A 22,464-nucleotide genomic window follows, 5' to 3' on the forward strand; every position below is an offset into this window, starting at 1 on the left:
TTTTTCTATATTGGTTGGGGCAGAGAAGGGGTCAATCTATTGTGGGCACCTCCTGATCGAGATTCCGTAGGTTCTTTGGCTTTTTTGATAGGGCCGCCAGAGCGCCCAGCAGGCGGGCATAGGTCTGATCCAGCGACTCTGGAATGGTTCGGGTTTCGGCAACCGCGGTCATGAAATTGGTATCGGCACGCCAGCGCGGCACCACATGCAAATGCACGTGGTCCTTAATGCCTGCACCAGCCAGCTCGCCCAGGTTGGCACCCACGTTGAAACCGTCGGGGGCCATGGCAAGCCGCAGTGCGGACAGTCCCTTGTTGACCAGGAGCATCATCTCTTGAAGGGTTTCCGGAGGCAGATTTTCCAGACTTGGTACGTGGGCGTAGGGAAGTACCAGCAAGTGGCCATTGTTATACGGGTAACGATTCAGCGCCAGGTATGCTGTTTGCCCGCGGAACAAAACGTGTTCCGCCTGATCATCACCATTAACAATTTTCTCGCAAAACACACAAGCTTCTGTTTTTGGAGCCAAAATGTACTCCAGGCGCCACGGAGACCAAAGGTGATCCAACGCCAGGTTTTCCTTTTTCTACGGCCATGGGCGCCGTCTCTTTTTCTGCAAGCGGGTCCACAGGAATGTTCTGTTTCGTGGCCCGGTTGGCGGCATTGACCGATTGCTTTGAGGTGCTAGTGTACCAGAAAGAAACCGCGCCGTCAAATGTTTTTTCATGCGATCGGATACCGAACGAGGCATGCCTGCGGTTCACCACTGCAAAATCGGGACTTGACAGATCAGCAAAACCGTGCATAATTTAGACCAGACTAAAAAAAGGTTTAGCTATGTATCCTACTTCGGTTTCCGCGGTACACCAGGACTATCTCAAGGCCATTTACATGCTTGGAGCGAGTGGTCAAGAGGCTTCCAACTCAGCTATTGCTGAGGCAATGGCGGTGGCGCCCGCGTCCGCGACCAATATGGTCAAGCGGTTGGCTGAGATGGACCTTATTGAATATCGCCCCTATCGGGGTGTTCGCCTGACGCCTGTGGGAGAACAGGTAGCTCTGGAGACGATCCGGCATCATCGTTTGCTCGAGCTTTTTTTGCACGAGGTCCTGGAGATACCCTGGGAAAAAGTGCATGCGGAGGCCGAGAAGCTGGAGCATGCCATTAGTGAAGAGGTGGAAGAAGCAATTGCCCGCAAGCTGGGCTATCCCAGCTTCGACCCTCACGGTGATCCCATTCCTGCCCGGGATGGTTCCAAGGCATTGGTTGCCGATGTCTTGCTCTCGGAGCTCCCACCGAATCGCCCTGCCTTTGTGACGCGCGTCCTGATTCAGGAGGAAGAGCGATTGCGTTATCTGGGTGATCTGGGAATCACGCCGGGTGCCAGCCTCACCGTCGTCGATCGGGTACCTTTTGAGGGCCCGTTGATCGTGAGAATTGGCGGGCGAAGTCATGTGCTGGCCTTTGAGATGGCGGAACATCTGCGGGTGGCCGAACGGGCCAACTGAAGACGGAGAAACTCATGTATGATCCCTTGATCGCTCTGGCAATCGCTGGCATCCTGGCTGGTGTGCTGGCGGTGCTCTTCTGGCCTGAACGAGGCGTGGTGAGCCGCTGGCGGCGTACCCAGCGGATGACGGAGCGTGTTCTTATCGAGGATGCTCTCAAATGCATCCATAAGAGTGAAATGCGGGGCCAGGTGCCAACGGTCGACAGTATTGCCGGGGGGATTCAAGTTCCACGAGACACTGTGGCCGGAATCCTGGAAATGATGCAAGACCTTGGCCTGGTTGAAACCGGCGAGGGCGAGATACGACTGACGCCTGAGGGCCGGGATGCGGCATTGCGTATCATCCGGGCCCATCGTCTTTTTGAGCAGTACCTGGCTGACCGCACCAGCTACGACGAGTCTGAGTGGCATGAACGTGCCGAGCGTTATGAACACGCGCTGCAGCTCGATGATATCGATGCCCTGTCTGCAAGCCTGGGCAATCCGACCCACGATCCCCATGGCGACCCGATACCCGACTCCACCGGCGATTTTGTCGCCCACGGAGGGTTGTCCCTGGCCAGCATGTCAGCTGATACCATGGTTCAGATCGTTCACATCGAGGATGAGCCGGATACGGTGTACGCCCAGCTGGTTGCAGAAGGTTTATATCCGGGCATGGACGCGTTGATCACAGAGATTTCGCCCCGGCGAATCCGTTTCTGGGCCAATGGTGAGGAACATGTATTGGCACCCTTGCTGGCCGGCAACATTTCAGTTGTGCCCCTGGTGCATGAGGCGCGGGCCAGCGATTTGCCGGCCGACAGAGGCCAAACGATGGCGATTCTCGAACTCGGCGAACGAGGAGAGGTCACTGCGCTATCCCCTCGCATACGGGGTGCGGAGCGTCGCCGGCTTATGGATCTGGGATTGCTGCCAGGAACCATTGTGACCGCAGAACTAAGAAGCCCGGGGGGCGATCCAACCGCATACCGCATTCGGGATGCGCTGATCGCTCTGCGGGAGGACCAGGCAGAGCAAATCAGTGTCAATAGACTGCCGGAGGTTGCCTGATGGCTGAAAACGAAAATGGCAAGAACTTGAAACCAACTGGGGCGGATCGATCTGTCATGTGGCTTGAGGAGGTTGAGCGATTATCAAGCGAGGATCAACCCGAAGCGTCGCCTGATGTGACCATCACGATCCAACCCATTCCCGAGAGTTCGGGGGGGTGCGAAAGTTGTGCCGTACACAATGCTGCCAACCTGCACAAGTTGGGTGTGGACATGGAGGACTGGGATTACGTTGTCGCTCTGGCGGGCAATCCCAACGTGGGAAAGAGTACTGTATTCAATGCTCTGACAGGTCTGCGCCAACACACCGGCAATTGGCCGGGCAAAACAGTCGCCCGCGCCGAAGGGGGATACGAGTATGGCGGCGATCGCTACAAACTGGTCGATCTGCCTGGCACCTATTCCCTGTTGGCCACCAGCATGGACGAGGAAGTGGCCCGGGACTTCATCCTCTTTGGCCAACCTGACGTTACCCTGGTGGTTGTCGATGCCACGCGGCTTGAACGCAATCTGAACCTTGTGCTACAGGTGTCGGAGATCACCGACCGCGTCGTGATTGCCCTCAATTTGATCGATGAGGCCCGTCGTCATGGTCTCACCATCGACCACCGGCGCCTGGCTCGAGATCTGGGGGTACCTGTGGTGCCAATTGCGGCCCGCAGTCGGGAAAATCTTGATGCCCTCTTACAGGCCATTGCCGAGGTTGCAACGGGAAAAACTGTGGGCAAACCGCATCGGGTCAAGGGGAAGTCTCGCGAGCTGCAAAATGCGGTTACGGAATTGGCAAGCCAGATCGAAGCTGTCTACCCGGGATTGCCCAACGCCCGCTGGGTTGCGCTACGTTTGCTGGACGGCGACCAGCGAATCATCGATGCGATCCAACGGGGGGAGTTGGGTGATCTGACCCATGGCGACGCGGAACAACGGGTCCAGGAACTGAACCTGACTCTGGAGCCTGCCAGATGAGTGATACAATCAATACCTATACACCTGACACCATACTCGATACCGCGCGATCGATGCGCTGGGAGATGGGAACTGACTATCATCAGACGTTGATGGAGGATCTTTACAGCGATGCCGCCACCATTGCCGGCCGGGCAGTAACCCGGCCCGATCAGAAGCCCCGCTTCGATCTGGATCATACCATAGATCGCCTGGTCACCAGCCGGCTCTTCGGCTTTCCGATCATGATCCTGCTGTTTACCGTGATATTCTGGCTTACGATCAGTGGCGCCAATGTGCCTTCGGCCATGCTCGCCGATCTGTTGATTGGCACGATTTATCCCTGGCTGCACGAAGTTGCCAATGCCATCGGAATGCCCTGGTGGTTGAGCGGTTTTCTCATCGACGGCATGTACCTGGCGACAGCCTGGGTCGTAAGCGTGATGCTTCCCCCGATGGCTATATTCTTCCCGTTGTTTACGCTGTTGGAGGACTTCGGCTATCTGCCGAGGGTGGCTTTCAATCTGGACAACATTTTTCGCAAGTCGGGCGCCCACGGCAAACAGTCGTTGAGCATGATGATGGGCTTTGGCTGCAACGCCGCGGGGGTGATCTCAACCCGCATCATCGATAGTCCCCGGGAACGACTGGTGGCGATTATCACCAACAACTTTTCCCTCTGCAACGGGCGGTGGCCTACCCAAATTCTGGTTGCCACGCTGTTCATCGGTGCACTGGTGCCGGCCCACGTGGCCGGGCTGGTGTCGGCGCTGGCGGTGGTGGGGATTGCCGCTCTGGGCATTCTTTTGACCTTTGTGCTTTCGTGGAGCCTCTCCCGCGGCGTGCTGAAGGGAGAAGCCTCCACCTACAGCCTGGAGTTGCCCCCCTACCGGCCACCACGGATATTGCAGACGCTGTATACCTCGATCATCGACCGCACGATCCCTGTCCTCTGGCGCGCCATTCTGTTTGCACTGCCGGCCGGCGCCGTCATATGGCTGATCTCCAACGTCACCGTCGGCGGAACGTCAATCGCCGAATACATGATCGATTTCTTGAATCCGTTGGGATTGCTTCTCGGCCTGAACGGGGTCATCCTTGTGGCCTTTATCGTCGCCATTCCGGCCAATGAAATCGTCATTCCCACGATTCTCATGCTGACTGTGTTGGTGTCTGGCTTTTCCGGAGCGGGAGCGGGCGCCGGGGTAATGTTCGAACTGGATTCGGCCGTGCAAACCAAGGCCGTGTTAGTCGCCGGCGGCTGGACATTGTTAACAGCGATCAGCGTCATGTTGTTCAGTCTGATCCACAACCCTTGCAGCACGACGATCTACACCATCTTCAAGGAAACGGGAAGTAAAAGATGGACGACTGTGTCGGCGCTGCTGCCGCTGGCTCTGGGGTTTCTGGTGACTTTTGTGGTGGCCCAGGTGTGGCGTTTGTTGGGTGGGGTCTGATAAGGACTCGACTATCTGCCAGAACTGATCCGCATAGCGATCAACAGTGCCGTGCAAGTTCCTTGATGATATGCTGCCCAAAAAATGCGCCCGGTCACTTGGTTTACAAACAATGGACACATGGATTTCTGAACCCATTGTTCAACTGCTCAAACATAAGGCCGGGGAATGATTATCTCATGTTACGTACCTGCTCTACGCAGCTAGCTCTCACCTCTCGGTGGCCTTACCTAGCTAGCTCACGCACCGTCTGCTGACGTCTCGCATCGCTTGCTAGCGTCACGGTACGCCTGCTGCCGTGGCGTGCTGACGTGGCGTGCTGGCGAGGCTCAGGATGTCATTTGACTCCTGTTTTTGCCAGGTGCGTAGCTCCAGTGATCAAGGCAGGAAGCAACTCCTGGATTGCGCTGATTGACTGCTCAATCCCTGGCTTCATCAGGGAGGCTTTTTCCGGGATCGCTTCGCCAATCGGGCGACCGTATCGCTTACTGCAGGATCGCCCTTGAACAACGCCAGGATTTCCCGGAGAAGATCGATCTTGCCGGGATCAGTCTCGAAGCGGGCACTCCTCAATACCAGGTTTGTCAATGCCGCCTCGCGCCTGGTCATCAGGGCGATCACGAGATAGTGATAGAGGTCCAGATCGCTGAGAGTGAGCAGCGACTCCTCCAGGAAATCGAGGGCCTGGGGGCCCTCTTCATGTTCCAGCAACAGATCGTAAAGACCAACCAGGATCGCGCTGTTTTTGGTATCCTTGAAACGGCCGATGATGGCGGGTAGGAGTGTGGTCGGAATGCCGGTCAAGTTGCGCAGACACTCGGAGGTTACTTCGGGTAGGGTACCGCTGCCGCTCATGGCATACATGAAAAGGACAAGAATCTGATCCTGGCTACCCAGGATGCGAACGGCGGTCAGCGCCGGCTCTCCCGACATGTCATCGCTGTGAGGATCCACCATCAGTCGGGCCGCATGGTACCCAGCCAGGTGGTCGGCGATGTCGTTCAGGATGAACAGGGCACCTGCCCGCAGCAGAATGCCCTCTTCCTGTTCTCTTCTCGTTTGATCGAAATCGTTCATTTGCCCTCTTCCATCAGCAGGGGTCATGACTCACCCAAAGCAAACCAGGCATTTTCGACCTGTCTGGCAATCCAGCGACAAATCAACCAGGTGAGAGCCACCAACAGCAACAGGCCAACAAGGACGAATAACAGCGAAAACGCGGGCCAGATTGCGCTGAGCATGAAAGGAATCAGGGCGATTCCGCCGGTTATCACGGCAAATATGACGGTGGAAATAAGATTATAGAGTCGTGCCCGCCCGGTCGTCATCCGTCGTGGATCTTCCCAGTCCAGCTTGGGGTAGAGGAAGCCCAACCCAACCGATAGCGCCATCAAGCCGTAGCCAATGATCAATAAACACAGCCAGGCATAAAACGCCCATGCCGGACTGAATCGAGTCAGAAACCAGCTGGCGATCAGAAGCAGGCTGACCAGAACGCCGAAAGGCGCCACGACGCCCATGAGTTTCGCCCGGAATACCTGCCGCGGCGACACCGGTGCTGCCTTGAGAATGTAAAAGGACTTTCCTTCCAGGGCCAGTGCCGTGATGGCTGTCTGGGACATGGTTGACCAACCGATGAATAACAAAATGCCCGATGTCATGACGCCAGGGCTGAAGGCTCGCGTCACCCAGGCGAATTGATCAGGAATGCCCCCCATTTCTGCCATGTCCATGATACTGCCGCCCTCCTGGGGGCGCAAAATCAGAAAGGCAAATACTCCGGCGAAGACTACCCCGGAAAAAAGGGTAACCAGCTGACGGGAATCGCGCACCCGCAGCAGCCAATCCTTGAGCGCGATAGTTGCATCCAACGAGTTGCCACCAAATACGCCCGCCCTCTGCTCGTAACCGCGTCTTTTTCCAGCAGAACCCTGCATCTTCAGCCAGCCCGAGAGGTAGAGTCGGTTGGCCAGCAGCGCCGTGACGATGAAGAGGCCTACCGTGATCAGGAGAAACGCCAGAATTCCGCCCAGGGCGTCGGTTACCCGGCCCTGGGATAGCTGGATCAGGCTGTTTCCGGCCCACATCGAGGGCAATGGTAAGCCTTCAAGCGAGTCGAAGATCTGTTCAATGGACTGAGCTGCGCCTGGATCGAATCCATTGCGGCCGCCGAGGAAACGGGGGATCTGAAAGGCGATTGCGATCAGCAGACCGATGAGAATGCTTGCAGCGCCCAGGTATTCCGATAGCCGGTTGGCCGGCAGGACACGAACCAGCAGCATGGCGATCAGCGCGCCGGCGGCCAGGCCAAAAAGGGGAGCTACCAGAAGCAACAGGGTTCCCACCACGAAGTAGGGGATTGCCAATCCGGCCCCGATGCCGTATCCGATGAGTGCTGGAACCGTCAGTGCCAGCGTCGAAAGCACAGTGGTCGGCAAACGGCTGACCAGTTTGGCCGTCATCACGGATTGGGTGTGAATCGGCGCAACAATCAATCGTTCCAGGTCGCCGCTCAGAAACAGGCCACGGATCGCCTGGTTGATTCCCACAATCAGCACACCAAAGAGCGCCATGGTCAGGAGCAGGCCGGGAATGGTGCCCGAATTGATGCGAAACAATGGGCCCGACGCACTGGTCAATTGCCCAAACAGGTAGCCGGCGGCGCCAGAGAAAGCGACCATCATCAGCGCGAGGGCATAACCGAACAGGCGGCCCACCAGCGGAATCTTTGTATTGTCCCTCCGGTCCAGGGTCCAGTAAAGGCGGAAGAGCAGCAACGTATCACGAAACATCGTTGGCCAGTTCCTTGACCAGGTCATCCACATCCCGGCCGCCGGTCATTTCCAGGAAGATATCTTCCAGCGAATCGTCAGTGCCACGCATGCCGGTAAGTTCGGTAACGGGGGCATCGGCGATGATTTTGCCCTTGTTGATGATGATCGCCCGATCGCACATGTTCTCAGCGATCTCCAGAATGTGGGTGGAAAAGAAGACGGCATTGCCGCGATCTCGTTGCTGTACCATGATATCCTTGATCAGGCGCGCTGACCTGGGATCGAGGCCCACGGTGGGTTCGTCCATGAAGATGATCCTGGGGTTGTGGATGAGAGCACCGGCAATGGCGGTTTTTTGCTGCATGCCGTGGCTGAAACCTTCCAGGTAATTGCCTGCCGAGTCGGTCAGATCGAAGAGGTCGAGCAAGCGTTTGATGCGGCGCTCGGCTGCATCGCCGGGCACGCGGTAAAGCTGTCCCATGAAGCGAAGATATTCGGTGGCCTTCAGCTTGCCGTAGAGATTCGGTGTGTCGGGCACATAGCCGATGACTGCCTTGGCCGCCATCGGGTCCTGTTCCATATCGTGTCCGTCGATCACCACCGTGCCGGGGTCGGGACGCAACAACCCGGTAAGCATTTTGAGCGTGGTAGTCTTTCCTGCGCCGTTGGGGCCCAGGAATCCTACAATCTCACCTGGACGAACCGTGAAACTGATATCATCCACTGCGGCGACATCGCCGTAGAGCTTGGTCAGGTTGGAGGCATCAAGGAGGTCTGTCATTCTTTGCTCCAAAAGGGTATGGTCGGTGTCAGAAGCGCTGGTGCAAGGCGCGGGAACCAGGTAACCAGGTGACATTGTAACCCAGGTTCTCGGTTTGCGAAAAAGGGTCCACTTGCTGCAACCGTGTGCCCCCGGCGATGGAACAGGTAGCGTGTGGGTCGTGGAGCGACTGTGATTTGCTGAACCAGACAGAATCGGGTATTCTAGGGTGCTTCCCGTTAGAAATCAGGTTACTACTCAGGCTCGGCAGGAAATGGAAAAACCGGGATTGCCTGAGCAGTTACCGCAGATCAATCAAAAAAAGATCAGCGATCTCTGCGCCGAAGGTCTGCGTAATCAGCGTTCCTCTGGCTTGTCCAGGTTGGGAAAGGGCAGCCGATTCAAATGGGAGTGATGTATCATGACAGAGTCTCCTGAGCAAACGTCGGGCGGGAAACAGGCCAGACAACTCGCGCTTGCCAGGTGGGAGATGGCAGGCAAGCCCATGGTGCTGGCACAACGGGCCTTGCTGATGGATGAGCAAGCCTACCTGGCCGTACGTGAGCATCCGAATGCGCTATCGCGTGGTTTCGTGGTCCTGCTGCTGTCGCTGATCGCGGTGCTGGTAGCCCGACTGATAGGCATGGGCCTGGGCTGGCTTACGATGCCCCGCGTCGATGAAATACAGCGAGGTATGGAGAGTGCGTTGACAGAATGGACCTGGTATGCCAACCAGGTCGCCGCCGATCCCGGTTTCGCGGACCAATTCCAACAGGCTTACGACGGGATATGGCAGCTGGTCAGGGTAGCCACCGGTTACCCCTCTGCGGCCGGAATCGGTGCCCTGGTCACGTTCCTGGTGATCACAGGGATCAGTTGGCTACTTTTTGGCTTAACTGCCCACCTGATTGCCCGCTGGTTTGGCGGCGAGGCAAGCCTGGGACAGTTCCTGGGTGTGCTGGCTCTGGCTTACACACCGATCTTATTGACCATTATTCCCATGATACCTGGGGCCTCCATTTCACCGCTCCTGGTGTTCCTGGCCATCCTCGTCCTGAAGTATCTGGCCGTTAAATGCACCTATGGGTTATCGCCGGGATATGGCCTGGCGATCGTTCTGCTACCATATTTGATCGGTCTGATTATCCTGACAGCTCTGGTACTGCTGGCCGTTGCCCTTGGGCTCAACCAGATACCGTTTGTCAACGATATCCTGCACTCGCTGCGCATCCTTGGCATTCTGTGGGGATAGGGCTATGAAATCATCGTTACGTTTTTACTCTGACATCCTGCAGTTGCGCACGGAGCCATTCGAAGAGATCAGGGAGTCTTCAAATGGCTTTGCACGCGCGGTTAAATTGCTAATCGTTGTGGGCTTGATAGCAGGCCTTGGGTACTGGATCGGTCTGCCGGCAGAACTGGACAAACCGGTTCTTGCAGATTTTCTGGAGAAGACTATGGTTCAGGTCGACCGGCTCGACCACCAGGTGGTGTCCCCCCTCGCGGACTCATTGGCTCAGGCTACTATGGAAACGCTTGAGGCTCGCTTCGATGAGATGTTGCCCAATCGGGCACCCGTCTTGCCTGAGCACGTTCATGAGTTGCTTAATCAGGCCGATATCTCTGCTGAGGAACTGGGCGCCCGCCTGGCAGAACTGTCGGGCGCGCCAGAGGGTGTTACCAGCTTCCTGGCGGAACAGGGTGTCACCGGGGAGAGCCTGAGCAAGGTGATCGGCCAAACTGGGATTAGCTCGGGACGGCTGGCCCAGATTGCGGCACAACTGGCCACCGAATCACCCGAGACCTCAGGCCTGGTGGCGCAGCGGCCGGCCGGAATGCTGGAGACAATTTCCGCGCTTCAGCCGGGGTTGTTTGCCTTCCTGGCAAAGGTTGTCGTGACGCCCGAGCGGATTGGCCAGGCGCTTGACGGTGTCGCGATGCCTGCGGTCGATCTGGCAGAACGGTCGCAATCGATTGCAGCCATGCCGGGCCAGGTCAATGGCCTTCTGGCCCGTATGGAGCAGACGGCGGAGGCGCTGCAACCTCCCCTGGGCAATCCCGCCAGCCGAGTTAGCAGGACGATCGGTCGCTGGCTTTCGACGCCCTTTAATCTGATGGCGAGCTGGATGTTTTTTGCGCTTGCCGGCATGCTTACGGCCAAATCCCTTGGCGGCAAGGGCACCATCTCGCAGCATCTGGCAGCGGTGGCGCTGGCGTCAGCCCCCCTGGTACTATTGATGGTGAGCCTGATTCCTCCCATGGACCTGGTTATGCCGGTCTCTGCCGCCATTGCTCTTGAGTACTTTGGCCAACTGCTCGCCCTGGTGGGTTGGGGCTGGGCTCTCTTCGTACTGGTGAAATCTCTGGAAGTAACCCATGAGTTCAGCGCGTGGCGCTCCGCTGCGACCATTCTGTTGACCTGGATCGTTCTTTTCGTCTTCGTGCCGCTCCTATCGTTCGTGGTGATGGGCTATCTTTTCAGCGGCTAGTTTTTTTGGATAACTAACGTATGGACTGGATCAAAAGAAACATTATCCCGATCGCCGTCCTAATTGGCATCAGCCTTGTTGGTCTGCTGGTTTACTGGATATACAGTTCTTTCCCTCCAAAGTCATTTACAATGGCTACCGGGCGGGAAGGGGGGGGATACCACCAGACGGCCGAGGCGTATCGCAAAATTGCAGTGGAAAGGGGGTTTGACCTGCAAATCGTGCCAACGGCCGGCTCCCTTGAAGCTTTAGATATGCTGGAGCGGGGTGAGGTGGATGCCGCCTTTATTCAGGGTGGTACGGCGCTAGATGCCGACCCGGACGAGTTAAAATCCCTGGCGAGCATCTATTTCGAACCAGTTTGGGTGTTCTACCGAACTGATATCAAGTCGGCCAAGCCACTTACCGGTCTTGATCAACTGGATGGTCTTAAGATCGCGATCGGTGAAGCGGGCAGTGGCACCCAAGTATTGGCTCGCACCCTCTTGCAGGACAATGGCATTACAGCTGAAAACGCGACCCTCGTTGAAGTTCCCTTGCACGATGCAGTTGATTTGCTCACTGCCGGAGATGTCGACGTTGTCTTTGCCGTAATCTCGCCCGAATCGGCCACTGTGCAGACCTTGTTGAGGAATCGGGATGTCGACTTGATGAACATGGCACGGGTAGACGCCTACCATGCCATGTATCCTTACCTGGCTCGCATCGTCTTACCTCGGGGAGCGATTGATCTGGAAGATAACCTGCCGACCGAAGACAAAAATATGATCGCCACTGCAGCCAATATCGTCGTTCGGGAGGAATTCCATCCTGACCTCATGCGCTTGTTGACACTGGCCATGGTATTCACCCATCGGGAGGGTGGTTTGTTCGAAGAGCGCCTCGAATTTCCCAATTTCGCATACGTGGATTTGCCGATCCATCCCGAAGAGCTGGCGTACGGGGAGCGGTTGCGTTCTGGCGAAACGACCCTGGACAAGACGCTGCCCTTCTGGGCGGCCGCGCTCATCGACCGCTATTATCTCTTCCTGCTTCCTATCCTTTTCATTGCGCTGCCCTTGCTCGGACGGAGTTCGCTGCTGGTTGAATTTTACATGCGAAATCAGATCAACCGCTGGTACAAGAAGATCCGGGCCATTGAATTGCAGGCCGATAGCATGTCACTCGACGAGCTTGACGCGACAATCGCCGAATTGAACGAGATGGAATCGAGGGTCCCTGAAGAGGTCAACGTCTCGTTGGGCCACATGCGAAACGTCTATTTCTTACGGTCTCACATTGAGAAGGTGATCGAGTATTTAGAAGCCGATCGGGCAGCTCTGGTAGCGGAACAATCGGCCCAGGAAGAACAGGAACCGACCGATTTTGCCACGACAACGGAAGCAGATTAGACAGATTACCAACCAGGGGTCGCCGCTGCTTCGCAAGCACCGTGAGCCAAACCATTTTCATGGTTTGGCATCATAATCCATTGGCTTCGGGTAGTGTCCCCGCACCTCTTGAGGATCAAACAGGTACCGCCGCTCGTAGACCATCAGCAGCAATATCGTGCCGAACTGGAGCAGTGCCTTGAAGATGGCACTGAACTGGTCCAGGTAGAAGGACATCAGGATCACACCGGTCAGGGAAAGAAGCAGGGCGAGTTTGGCCGCGTGCACACCGCGCAGTTCCTGCCCGCGCAGGATCAAGATCACTCCTGCCAGTGAGATGAGACCCACCAGGGTTTCGAGCAAGACCCTGGCGATTAACCAAAAACCACTCTGCACATCCACCCGTGAGAAGACAGCGGTCTGCCAGATCTGTGCCAGCTCATCATGGACGAGAATCCCGATCACCAGGCTAAGGGCGGTGAGCATCGAACCCGCGATCAGGACCAACAGTGCCATCAGGATTAGCATCCGCATGGGAGCACGGCCGATGCGCAGGGCCAGGTTATCCACAGACGCCTCGAACCTGTGCCAGAGCGAGGGGCGGGCCGGCAACAGTGGGATTTCGGTCTGGCTCAAGTAGCTGTTCAGCGCTTTGGCCAGTCCTGCCACGTGGGGCAATTCGGCCGTCTGCGCGTCCTTGAGCCGCAGCAGTAGCAGCTCCAATTCCCTTTCGTCCAGATTGTTGTCGATCAGTTCTGCCAATCCTTCCAGGGCCCGGTACATCTCCGCCCGGGGATTCGGGTCTCCTTTCCGGCGCACGAAGAGGAACAAGAGGACCATCAGCAAGAACACCGCATAGATCAGTGGGGCAGCTGGGGGATAGAAGTAGTCGTTTGTCCGGGTGATGAACTTGCCTACCTCGTCGATAAACAGGCCGACACCCAGGCCGCTCAACAGGGCACCAAGACGAAGCGCCCATCCATTGGCGAGAATCAGTGGCAGAAGCACGCCAACCAGCAGCAGCAATCCTCCCCAGAGGGCGTGGGCAACATGAAGAACGTCGTTGCCCAACTGGGGAAAGCCGGTCAATTCCAGGAACAGCCGGGTAACCATCACCGAACCGGCAAAGGCTGCCAGGGAGATAAGCAGATAGGTCTCAGCATGGGCTCGCCTGACCGGCGAGCGAATGGCGCCATCTTGTGTCGAGAATATCAATTGACTTTACCTCCGTTTGGAACGGAAACCCTGACCACTTGTCGCCGGCATGAATGGGATAAGGGCAGGGGTAAGTGATCCCTATGGTGCCCGCAATCCCTCGCATTCCGCTGCAACACCGATGACCGTGGACGATCGCCCGACGGTCAACCCGTGCCGACAAGGCTCCTGGACGAAGATTTCGTTGCCTGTTGAGGGAAATTGTGGCAGATCACAAACAAAAACAAAATTAACGCATATTGACCCTTGAAAACTGCGATAGATTATTGTATTATGTGAATAGTCCCACTACCCGTTGGACCTGGGATATCCCGGAGGGTCTGGGTGGACCTTTTCTGCCGGCTTCACCCCCCTCTGCCCTGGATAGTGCCAGGTCCTTATCATGGTTGTTTTTGCCCTGTTCAGTTCCAAGAAGGAGGAAGCTATCGTGTCCAGAAAACTACTGTTGGTGGCAGTTTTAATCCTTGTGATGGTGATTTCCGCCTGTCAGGCGCCTGTGGCTGCGCCTGGCGTCCAAGGACCAGCGGGTCCACAGGGTCCGGCCGGGCCAGCCGGAGCCGACGGCGCTGCCGGTGAACCTGGTCCTGCCGGACCGGCTGGCCCAGCAGGTGCTGCGGCTGAAGGGGAAGCCACAGCAGCTGTCTTTGGCTCCGAATACGTGGGCGCCGAGACTTGTGCCACCTGTCACACTGAAGTGGCTGAAGTATTCAATATGTCCGGCCACCCTTTTAAGCTGAATCCGGTTGTCGACGGGCAGCCTCCTGAGTATCCGTTCACCGAGTTGTCGGAGTTACCTGAGGGATACACATGGGATGATATCAGCTATGTCATAGGCGGGTACAACTGGAAGGCTCGCTTCATGAACCAGGATGGCTTTATCATCACCGATGCACCGGGTGAAACGGGTAATGCAGACTACCTCAACCAGTACAATTATGCAAACCCGGTTGTCGGCAACGAGGCTGGTTGGGTCACCTATCACTCAGGTGAGGAAAACAAGCCCTATGACTGCGGCACCTGCCATACGACAGGATACCGTCCCGAAGGGAACCAGGACGACCTGCCAGGTATTGTCGGTACCTGGTCCGAGCCTGGCATTCACTGCGAGGAGTGCCACGGTCCTGGCAGCCTGCATGCCGACAATCCCTATGGGGTCGCCATGCAAGTCGACCGCGATTCAGAGCAATGTGGAAGTTGCCATTTCCGCGGTGTGCCTGAAACGATTGACGCATCGGGTGGTTTCATCAAACACCATGAGCAGTACGAGGAGTTGTTTCAGAGCAAGCACGTTACCATCGACTGTGTGGTTTGCCATGATCCCCATACCGGCGTGATCCAGTTGCGCAAGGCTGGCGAACAGACTACTCGCACTACCTGCGAGAACTGTCACTTCGATAACGTCGAGGATCAGAACTCCGAGGTACACAAGGCAGTTGAGGTTCAGTGTATCGACTGCCACATGCCGCGTGTAACCAAAAGCGCGGTTGGCAATGCCGAAATGTTCACCGGTGATCTCCGCACCCATCTGATGGCCATCGATCCCAACCAGATTGGGCAGTTCAACGAGGATGGCACCGTTGCGCTGTCGCAGCTGGGCCTGAATTTCGCCTGCCGGCACTGTCACGTGGAGGGTGGATCTGCAACCCCCAAGACGGATGCCGAGTTAAGCGAAAGGGCTGCCGACTATCACGTTATCCAGTAATGCCAAGGGGAACTGAAGGAGGTCAAAAAGGCAGGTAGGACCCATGTCCTACCTGCCTTTCATTTTGGTTGGATAGCACCTTCGTTGGTGCGCTGGCGGCATCTGGTCAGAAAACGATCGGAGTCGGCCTTGAGCGACCCGCGGATTGGATGACGCTCTCCCGGTTCATTGGCTCGTGATCATCTCACCAGTCAAAACTTCCGGTTCCAGTCCTGGCGTCGTTGCGATGGTCAGGGTGCCGTCCGCGGCAATACCAGGGGCGTAGTTTCCGATCCACACGGAATAGATGCCGGGGATCGGATCCAGATTCACAGCCGGATTGAGGTTGTCGGCGCCCTCATGATCATCGCTGCACTCGAATGACCCGTCTGGTGACATGACAACCAGTGTGGAGTCCTGTTCACTTTCGAAGAAAAGTATCAGGTCCTCGCTGGTGCCGGTCCAGTTGAAGCGGAATGAGGGTGCCGCGTCGACATAGCCGGTGCAAAGCTCGTTGTTCAGGTCGATATCAAAGGCAGGAAGTTCGCCGCCGCCTGCCATTTCCTGCCGGAAGGGGGTGAGCTCGGCATCGATGATGGCAATGGCAGATCTGGACTGGGGAGCTGTTTCCGCCTCCAGGACCCTCGAGGGCAGCGGAACACCGAAGGCCGCTCTATTGCTCTGCTGTGGAAGCAAGCGGGCAACATCCAGGTTGGCGGGCGACAGTTCCTGGGTGGAGAAGACCAGGAAGCCTGGCTCCACGGCGTTCTCCTCGTATCCGCCCATGAAGATTGCGTACTTGCCCTCGATAGGATCTTGAAGTTCGATGTAGGGGTCCAGCACGAGCGAATTCAGGTCGTCACTGCACAACAGATCACCGTTGGGGGTCACAACGACCATGGTGGGGTCGCCTGCACTGAGGAAGAAGATGCGCAGTGATTCGACATAATCGTCGCGGGTCCAATCCAGGACCACGTCAGGTCGAACTGGAATGATACCGGCACAGTCCTCGCTCAACTGACTGGCATCGATTCTGGGGCCCTGGCTGACTCCGCTCAACATACTGACCAAGGTGGGATCGAGCCAGACCTTATTCTCACCTCCCAGGGTGACGGTGCCCAGGACCGGGTCGGCCTGAGGATTGAATTCTGCCGGCTGATTGGAAGGGATGGACCCTTCGGGCTGTGTGGAAAATGAGTCGTTGGGCGATTCCGGTACCAGGACAGGCTGTGTGGCACAGGCACTCAACAGGAGGGTGGCTGCGATGAGCAGGAGCAGTGGTGAAAGTCGGCGATGCATGGTGCGATGTCCTCCTTATGATCGGCTCCTATGCGGTGTTCAGCCCAATCGGGATGGCACTGCACGAGCCGTTTTTGATCCTCCCGTCCATGGCTAGCAGCCATGGTTCAATTTACATAATCCGAATCAGTATAACTGTCTGCAACTATCCGCCCCATTATAGGCGATCTTTGCGATTTTTTCAAGTCAGGTGAATTCGCTTCAGTAATTCCAACTGTGCTGCGGAGTCCAGGCTCTGCGTAGCCATTTTCCAAAGAAACTTCCGTTATGTCCTGTTTCTTGTAATACGAATGATCCTGAAACATGAAGGATAACGGAGGAGCCGCTAAGGAGTCGCGGTTATGTCATACTGAGGGTTGCCGAAGCATCTCAAGGTTCCTTGCAGTATGAATGATCCTGAAGATCACGGCACATTCCATATGCAGGGGAGTCGAGGCTGTACGAAGTCCCCATTTTTCTGGGTTAGCCGGGTTGATCTTGCGCAAACCCAGCTGATAAGCCGCCTGGACCCTAACCTGGACAAGCCAGAGGAACGCTGATAACGCAGACCTGAATGAACCGCAGATGACGCTGATGAACGCAGATAATCGCAGATCAATCGAAAAAAGATCAGCGACCTCTGCGCCGAAGGTTTGCGGTACATTCTTGTTAGGTTTGTGGCTGATTTTCTTGCCCAGTGTGCAAGAATCTGACTCGTAAGGCACTACACATCGTCCGAGACTGCGCTCGGAAGATGAGGCCCCTTCGGGGCAGTTTAGCCAGCACAGCGCTTCAATGAGCGCATTATCGACAAAAAGTTGTCGATGTTGATGCCGTAAGCGCCTAAAGGGGGCTGCTTGAGTCCACGAAGGCGGGGCAGCACTGTCTTGCCTTCGCAAGAAGAGTGCCACTCCGCCTTCGGGATTAACGTTTATTTCAGCTCGTGCTTATTTCGGCTGGGGCCCCTGATTAAAGGGAACGACCAGCTGTTGCGTCGCCGATCCGGAAAACTCTCCGTCGACCTTCAGTTGATAGACCATGTCCTGCCCCGCCAGACTCTGGTCAAGGCAATCCTGATAGGGCGATTGGGCGTCGGGTCCGGCCAGCTGCTGGTCGTTGCGGCTCAGCCAGACGGCGGCGATGTCGGACCCTTGATAGGTCCATGACAGGTTGGTGCAGTTGGTCTGTGGTGCGAGTTCGGAGGGCACTGCCGAAAAGCTGGTGATCACCGGTGGCGGCACCGCGGTTGGCGGCTGCGGTGTCGGTGTTGGCGGTTCAGGTGTTGCGGTCGGTGGCACTGCCGTGGCAGTCGGCGGTACCGGTGTCGGCGGTTCCACCGTTGGCTGTACAGGTTCGGGTTCGACCAGGACACTGGCGTCCTGAGTTACCCTGGCACCGACCCGGTTGCTTGCCTCGAGGGTGTAGATCACGTCACCCAACTGGCTCAGACAATCCTGGATCTGCCCCTGCAGGCCTGCATCGTCCTGGACCACATTGCCTGCCCGGTATAGACGGACATGGTCTGTGCCACCGCTGGTGCTCCAGGCGACGAGCACGCACTCGTTGACGTTGATCTTGCTTGGCGTCACCGTGAAGGCGTTGATCACTGGTTGCGGCTCTGAGGTGGGAACAGGCGTGGGGGTAGCCGGCGTATCGACAACGTTCACATTTTTCGTTGCACGGCTGGTACCACCCGTGCCGGTTGCCTCCAGGGCGTAGTTCATCGTGCCGGTGCCGGGTGGGCAGTCCTGGTAGCTGCCGCGGAAGGGTGCGCCGTCCCAGAGGGAGACGTTGTTGCGGCTGATGTTCACCCGATTCACGTTGCCCTGGACATCCCAGCGCAGGGTGGTGCAGTGTCCGACCGCGATTTCCCCAGGATCGGCGCTGAACTGTTTGATATCGGGTGCATTGGCCACCGATTCCACATAGATGGTGATCTGGCGCGTTACAACTGAGCCATCGTTGAGCACGACCCGCAGATAGTAGGTGGTGGTCTGGCTGGGGCATTGCGATGAAGTGCCCTGGCCTGCTACGCCATGGTTTTGCCAGTTCTGTCCGTCGGCATAGAAGTAGACCTCCCGGACGTTGTTGACGCTCCAGGAGAAGGTGACACATTCCCCTTGCTTGATATGGTCGCGATCGACGCTGAAATTGATATCTGCCGTCGGTGTCTGCGTCGGTGCCGGGGTGGGGGTTGCTCCGGACGGTACACGGATACCTACGTAGACCCGCTCGCCGAAGGCCCGCGCCTCGTCGTTGTGCATTTGCCAGAAGCCCTGGTAAATCCCGGGGCGCAGTGGTGCTACCAAGTCGACGTACATGTCGTAGGTCTGGCCGGGTTGCACAACACCCTTGACGGCGGTGTTTTCACCTGCCATGCGGGCGCCAGGCTGGTTGCCATGGTCAAAGCCCATGAAGTAGGAGCTGTCCCAGGTGCAGGTGCCCGAATTGCGCAGCCGCCAGCCCTTCTGGAAGGGTTGGCCAGGATTTATCACCGGGGGATTCTGCATATTGTGGTCATCGTAGTTCAGGTCACTGACATAGGCCGCGCCGGCAACACAATCTGGCCGTGGCGTAGGGGTCGCCGCTTCGGGCGCCGGGGTCGCCGTGGGCGGTACCGGGGTGGGCGAGGGCAGCGGCAGGATGTGATCAGGATGGACAGAGAGATATTCCTGGGCCAGGTCGACAATCAGGCCATCGTTCTTGAGGCTGATCATTGCCTGATTGACGCGCGTGCGCAGGCTGTTCTCACCCTTGGGCATAGCGATAGCGTAGCGTTGACTGTTGAGTCCGCTGGCTGCGACGACGAAACCAGGTTGCTCTGCGGCCACCTGGGCCGGTTGCAGGTCCATCACCAACAGGTCGACTCGTCCTGCTTCCAGGTCGGGAAAACCTTGCTCAATCTGGCCATAGACGAACAAGTTGGTCGGATCCATCAGATCGGTCTCGATCAGTTCATCCTCCAGCCAGTCCTGAAAGACAGAGCCTCGCTGGACGCCGACCTGGTAATCGGCCAGATTGCTAACATCGCTGATCTTACCGATGTTAGCATCCTCGGCCGAGACAAAGGCATCCTGGCTGACAAAATAGATGTGACTGAAGTCGACCTTCATCTCTCGTTTGGGAGTTACGTCGATGGCCGCGATGGCTACGTCGACCTGTTCCAGCAATACAGCATCGAGCAGGCCGGCGAAGGCGATGTCCCTGATCTCCACCTCGACACCCAGCTTGTCTGCGATGGCCCTGATCAGAGCCATGTCGAAGCCGTCAACCCGGTAGTTGTCGTCGTAGTATTCGAATGGCGGGTAGTCGACCGAGGTACCGATGATCATGGTACCGGCCTCCTGAATTCGTTTCCATGCATCCCCGCGCTGCGGAAGCCCCGCTTCTGGCGTTTCATCAGGCAGCACCAGGGTCGGGGTAGGCGTCGGCTCGGCGGCGCTGCCGCAAGCCGACAGCACGAGAGCTACCAGCAGCAGCAACAGGATAGGGGAAAGATGTCGTATCGATTTCATCGTTTTGTGACCTCCTTGGATCATTGGTTTCTTTTACTGGACCGTTGCCATGGCTTCCTGTCCGATAGTGGTGCCTTCACGGTTGCTGGCCTCGATCTCGTAGACATAGGCGCCGGTACTGCCCAGACAGTCCTGCAGCGAGCCGTTGTGCCCGGCGTTGTCCTGCACGGTCGCTCCGTTGCGCCGGATGCGAACGTGTTCGGTGCCTCCGCCCGTGCTCCAGGCCACGGTCACACACTGGTTGACGGAGATCGTCGAAGGTTGCACGGTGAAGTTGTGGATGACTGGCTGTGGTACGGGCGGCGGCACAGGTGTCGGTGTGGGCGGCGCCTGTGGCTGGTAGATGTTTACATTTTGAGTGGCGTGGTTGGTGCCGCCTGGTCCACTGGCTTCCAGCATGTAGGCCTTATCCCCGACCCCGGTTGGACAGTCCTGGAAATTGCCGCGCGTCGGTGCGCCATCCCAGAGAATATCGTTATTGCGTTTGAGCAACACCCTGCTGACGTCGCCCTGGACCTCCCATTGAAGATTGACGCAGGTGCCAACAGGCAGGGAGCCGCCGGGATCGACGGTGAAGCGGGTGATGTTGGGCGCATTGCTCACCGGGTTGACGTAGACTGTGATCTGCCGGGTTTCTACCGAGTTGTCCTGTTTGACCACCCGCAGGTAGTAGGTTGTCGTCTGGTTTGGACAGGCCTGGCGGCTTCCCTGTCCGGCGACGCCGTTGTTCTGCCAATTCTGGCCTTCCGCGTAGAAGTAAACTTCCTTGACGTTGGTCACGTTCCAGGAGAAGGTGACACACTCACCCTGATTGATATTGGTCCGGTCGACCGAGAACTGAAGGTCCGGTGACGGGGTTTGGGTGGCAACAGGTGTGGGTGTTGCCGGGGCAGGCACCTGGATGCCAACCCAGATTCTTTCGCCGAAGGCCTCGTTGAGATCGTTATGCATCTGCCAGATGCCCTGGTAGACACCGGGTCGCAAGGGAGCCACCAGGCTCACCCAGAAGTCGTAGGTGCCACCGGGCGCTACCACGCCATCCACGTTCATCGTCTCGCCGCCCATGCGTGCACCCGCCTGGTTACCATCGGCAAATCGCAGTGTGTACCTGCTATCCCAGGTGCAGGTGCCAGTGTTGCGGACGCGCCAGCCCTTGTTGAAGAGCTGGCCTGGCTGCATCACCGGTGGCGCCGTCATGTTGTGGTCGTCGAAACTCAGGTCCTGCACGAAGCCCATGCTGTCCAGGCAGCGGGGAATCGGCGTGGGCGTCGGGGTTGGTTGATCGGGTACCGGCGTAGGTGTCGGTGGTATCGGTGTTGGCGTGGGAGGGGGCAGGATATCCTTCTCTTCGATGTGAAGGTGCTCCTGGACCAGATCGGCAACCACGCCCTCATTCTGAAGGGTAATCAACGCCTGATTGATTCGGGTGCGCAAGGTGTTCTGCCCTTTGGTCATGGCGATGGCGTAACGTTCCCGGTGGAGTCCCTGGGCCACAATCTCATAGTCGTTGGCAGAGACGGCCAACTGGGCCGGCGGCAAGTCCATGACTAACAGATCCACGCGACCCTCGTCCAGGTCCGGAAACCCCTGCTCGATATCGGAATAAATGAACAGATCGCTCGATGCCATTCGGCCGGTTTCGACCAGGTTTTCCTCCAACCAGTCGTGATAAACCGAACCCTTTTGAACGCCTACCCGATACCCGTGCAGATCTTCCACGGTTGTGATGGGACCGATGCCCGATCCCTGAACGGCTATGAAGGCATCCTCACTGACGAAGTAGATGTGGCTGAAGTCGAACTCTTCTTCTCTCTTGGGCGTTACCGAGATGGCCGCGATTGCGGCGTCGATTTGCCCGACCTGGAGGGCATCTCCCAGTCCATCAAAGGCAATATCCTTGAATTCGATTTCAATGCCGAGGATATCGCTGATTTCCTTCATCAGGGCTGGATCAAAACCGACGACCTGGAATTCCTCATTGTAGTACTCAAAGGGGGGATAATCGACGGATATGCCGACGACCATGGTACCATTTTCCTGGATGCGATCCCACGCATCCTCCGGTTGGCCAGTGGCGCCATCCGGCGGTATCGGCGTATCCGCTGGCTCGCCAGGTTCCACGGGCACCGGCGTATCGACCGGCACCGGCGTCAGCGTGGCGCCGCAAGCAACGAGCAAGAGGGAGGTCAGGATTACCAACAGCAGGACGACAAAACGTTTAGGGGTCATGGGTGATTCTCCTAATAGTTCGCTGTGTTTCGCATACCGGCGGGATCGAGCAGTCAATGGCGGATTTCGGGTCAATCCGACCACGACATTTTACGGCACCTGGCACGGCTTGACAAATCGAGACGTGCGCTGGGCCGAATCATTTTGGTGTGTTCAGAACGGGTTGGGGCGATCGCGCGGCCATGCTG

16 protein-coding genes are annotated in these 22,464 nt (G+C 57.2%); 8 read left to right on the top strand and 8 right to left on the bottom strand.

Annotated elements, in window-relative coordinates; genetic code table 11:
- Positions 1–31: 31 nt before the first annotated feature.
- Positions 32–529: an HIT domain-containing protein gene (locus tag U9R25_04415; protein MEA3335129.1), complete on the bottom strand. Its 498-nt coding sequence runs from the start codon at positions 527–529 to the stop codon at positions 32–34.
- A gap of 308 nt (positions 530–837) precedes the next feature.
- Between U9R25_04415 and U9R25_04420 the strand changes: the two genes are divergently transcribed.
- Genes U9R25_04420 through U9R25_04435 form a run of 4 tightly spaced genes read left to right on the top strand, consistent with a single transcriptional unit; the run spans position 838 to position 4,965 of the window.
- Entirely contained in the window at positions 838–1,509 is a 672-nt protein-coding gene (locus U9R25_04420; GenBank protein ID MEA3335130.1) for a metal-dependent transcriptional regulator, read from the top strand.
- 14 nt (positions 1,510–1,523) lie between these two features.
- Positions 1,524–2,564: a metal-dependent transcriptional regulator gene (locus tag U9R25_04425; GenBank protein ID MEA3335131.1), complete on the top strand. Its 1,041-nt coding sequence runs from the start codon at positions 1,524–1,526 to the stop codon at positions 2,562–2,564.
- Entirely contained in the window at positions 2,564–3,529 is a 966-nt protein-coding gene (locus tag U9R25_04430) for a FeoB small GTPase domain-containing protein (GenBank protein MEA3335132.1), read from the top strand. Before U9R25_04425 ends, U9R25_04430 begins: the two co-directional genes overlap by 1 nt.
- Entirely contained in the window at positions 3,526–4,965 is a 1,440-nt protein-coding gene (locus U9R25_04435) for a nucleoside recognition domain-containing protein (GenBank protein ID MEA3335133.1), read from the top strand. The genes U9R25_04430 and U9R25_04435 overlap by 4 nt, the downstream gene beginning before the upstream one ends.
- Before the next feature lie 435 nt (positions 4,966–5,400).
- On the opposite strand, the gene U9R25_04440 is transcribed toward U9R25_04435, so the two are convergent.
- Genes U9R25_04440 through U9R25_04450 form a run of 3 tightly spaced genes read right to left on the bottom strand, consistent with a single transcriptional unit; the run spans position 5,401 to position 8,520 of the window.
- A complete protein-coding gene (locus U9R25_04440) occupies positions 5,401–6,042 on the bottom strand; it encodes a hypothetical protein (protein MEA3335134.1) in 642 nt (213 codons plus the stop codon).
- A gap of 23 nt (positions 6,043–6,065) precedes the next feature.
- Complete coding sequence (locus U9R25_04445) at positions 6,066–7,757, bottom strand: hypothetical protein (GenBank protein MEA3335135.1); 1,692 nt, start codon at positions 7,755–7,757, stop codon at positions 6,066–6,068.
- On the bottom strand, positions 7,747–8,520 hold the full coding sequence (locus U9R25_04450) for an ABC transporter ATP-binding protein (protein ID MEA3335136.1): 774 nt from the start codon (positions 8,518–8,520) through the stop codon (positions 7,747–7,749). The genes U9R25_04445 and U9R25_04450 overlap by 11 nt, the downstream gene beginning before the upstream one ends.
- A 400-nt stretch (positions 8,521–8,920) precedes the next feature.
- Here U9R25_04450 and U9R25_04455 point away from each other — a divergent pair, with 400 nt between their 5' ends.
- From U9R25_04455 to U9R25_04465, 3 genes are read left to right on the top strand one after another with little or no spacing between them, the layout of a single operon-like run.
- Positions 8,921–9,751, top strand: coding sequence for a YIP1 family protein (locus tag U9R25_04455; GenBank protein MEA3335137.1), 831 nt, complete (start codon positions 8,921–8,923; stop codon positions 9,749–9,751).
- 4 nt (positions 9,752–9,755) lie between these two features.
- Entirely contained in the window at positions 9,756–10,988 is a 1,233-nt protein-coding gene (locus tag U9R25_04460) for a Yip1 family protein (GenBank protein ID MEA3335138.1), read from the top strand.
- Positions 10,989–11,008: 20 nt separating this feature from the next.
- Positions 11,009–12,379 (top strand): TAXI family TRAP transporter solute-binding subunit, encoded by a 1,371-nt coding sequence (locus U9R25_04465; GenBank protein ID MEA3335139.1) that lies wholly within the window; start codon positions 11,009–11,011, stop codon positions 12,377–12,379.
- A 57-nt stretch (positions 12,380–12,436) separates the two neighbouring features.
- Here the strand turns inward: U9R25_04465 and U9R25_04470 are convergent, their stop codons facing one another.
- The gene (locus U9R25_04470) at positions 12,437–13,573 is read right to left on the bottom strand and encodes a hypothetical protein (protein MEA3335140.1); all 1,137 of its coding nucleotides are present in this window, start codon (positions 13,571–13,573) and stop codon (positions 12,437–12,439) included.
- Positions 13,574–14,000: 427 nt separating this feature from the next.
- Here U9R25_04470 and U9R25_04475 point away from each other — a divergent pair, with 427 nt between their 5' ends.
- Positions 14,001–15,275 carry a multiheme c-type cytochrome gene (locus tag U9R25_04475; GenBank protein MEA3335141.1) on the top strand — a complete coding sequence of 425 codons (1,275 nt, stop codon included), beginning with the start codon at positions 14,001–14,003 and terminating at the stop codon, positions 15,273–15,275.
- A 165-nt stretch (positions 15,276–15,440) separates the two neighbouring features.
- On the opposite strand, the gene U9R25_04480 is transcribed toward U9R25_04475, so the two are convergent.
- From U9R25_04480 to U9R25_04490, 3 genes are all read right to left on the bottom strand, one after another.
- Positions 15,441–16,553 carry a hypothetical protein gene (locus U9R25_04480; protein ID MEA3335142.1) on the bottom strand — a complete coding sequence of 371 codons (1,113 nt, stop codon included), beginning with the start codon at positions 16,551–16,553 and terminating at the stop codon, positions 15,441–15,443.
- Positions 16,554–17,479: 926 nt separating this feature from the next.
- Positions 17,480–20,047, bottom strand: coding sequence for a transporter substrate-binding domain-containing protein (locus U9R25_04485; protein ID MEA3335143.1), 2,568 nt, complete (start codon positions 20,045–20,047; stop codon positions 17,480–17,482).
- A 33-nt stretch (positions 20,048–20,080) separates the two neighbouring features.
- On the bottom strand, positions 20,081–22,276 hold the full coding sequence (locus tag U9R25_04490) for a transporter substrate-binding domain-containing protein (protein ID MEA3335144.1): 2,196 nt from the start codon (positions 22,274–22,276) through the stop codon (positions 20,081–20,083).
- Positions 22,277–22,464: the final 188 nt, after the last annotated feature.

The organism is Chloroflexota bacterium (genome assembly GCA_034717495.1).
GTDB lineage: Bacteria > Chloroflexota > Anaerolineae > JAAEKA01 > JAAEKA01 > JAYELL01.

Coding starts and splice junctions, on each gene's coding strand:
- U9R25_04420 (MEA3335130.1), top strand. CDS start 838: ATGTATCCTACTTCGGTTTCCGCGGTACACCAGGACTATCTCAAGGCC.
- U9R25_04425 (MEA3335131.1), top strand. CDS start 1,524: ATGTATGATCCCTTGATCGCTCTGGCAATCGCTGGCATCCTGGCTGGT.
- U9R25_04430 (MEA3335132.1), top strand. CDS start 2,564: ATGGCTGAAAACGAAAATGGCAAGAACTTGAAACCAACTGGGGCGGAT.
- U9R25_04435 (MEA3335133.1), top strand. CDS start 3,526: ATGAGTGATACAATCAATACCTATACACCTGACACCATACTCGATACC.
- U9R25_04440 (MEA3335134.1), bottom strand. CDS start 6,042: ATGAACGATTTCGATCAAACGAGAAGAGAACAGGAAGAGGGCATTCTG.
- U9R25_04445 (MEA3335135.1), bottom strand. CDS start 7,757: ATGTTTCGTGATACGTTGCTGCTCTTCCGCCTTTACTGGACCCTGGAC.
- U9R25_04450 (MEA3335136.1), bottom strand. CDS start 8,520: ATGACAGACCTCCTTGATGCCTCCAACCTGACCAAGCTCTACGGCGAT.
- U9R25_04455 (MEA3335137.1), top strand. CDS start 8,921: ATGACAGAGTCTCCTGAGCAAACGTCGGGCGGGAAACAGGCCAGACAA.
- U9R25_04460 (MEA3335138.1), top strand. CDS start 9,756: ATGAAATCATCGTTACGTTTTTACTCTGACATCCTGCAGTTGCGCACG.
- U9R25_04465 (MEA3335139.1), top strand. CDS start 11,009: ATGGACTGGATCAAAAGAAACATTATCCCGATCGCCGTCCTAATTGGC.
- U9R25_04480 (MEA3335142.1), bottom strand. CDS start 16,553: ATGCATCGCCGACTTTCACCACTGCTCCTGCTCATCGCAGCCACCCTC.
- U9R25_04485 (MEA3335143.1), bottom strand. CDS start 20,047: ATGAAATCGATACGACATCTTTCCCCTATCCTGTTGCTGCTGCTGGTA.
- U9R25_04490 (MEA3335144.1), bottom strand. CDS start 22,276: ATGACCCCTAAACGTTTTGTCGTCCTGCTGTTGGTAATCCTGACCTCC.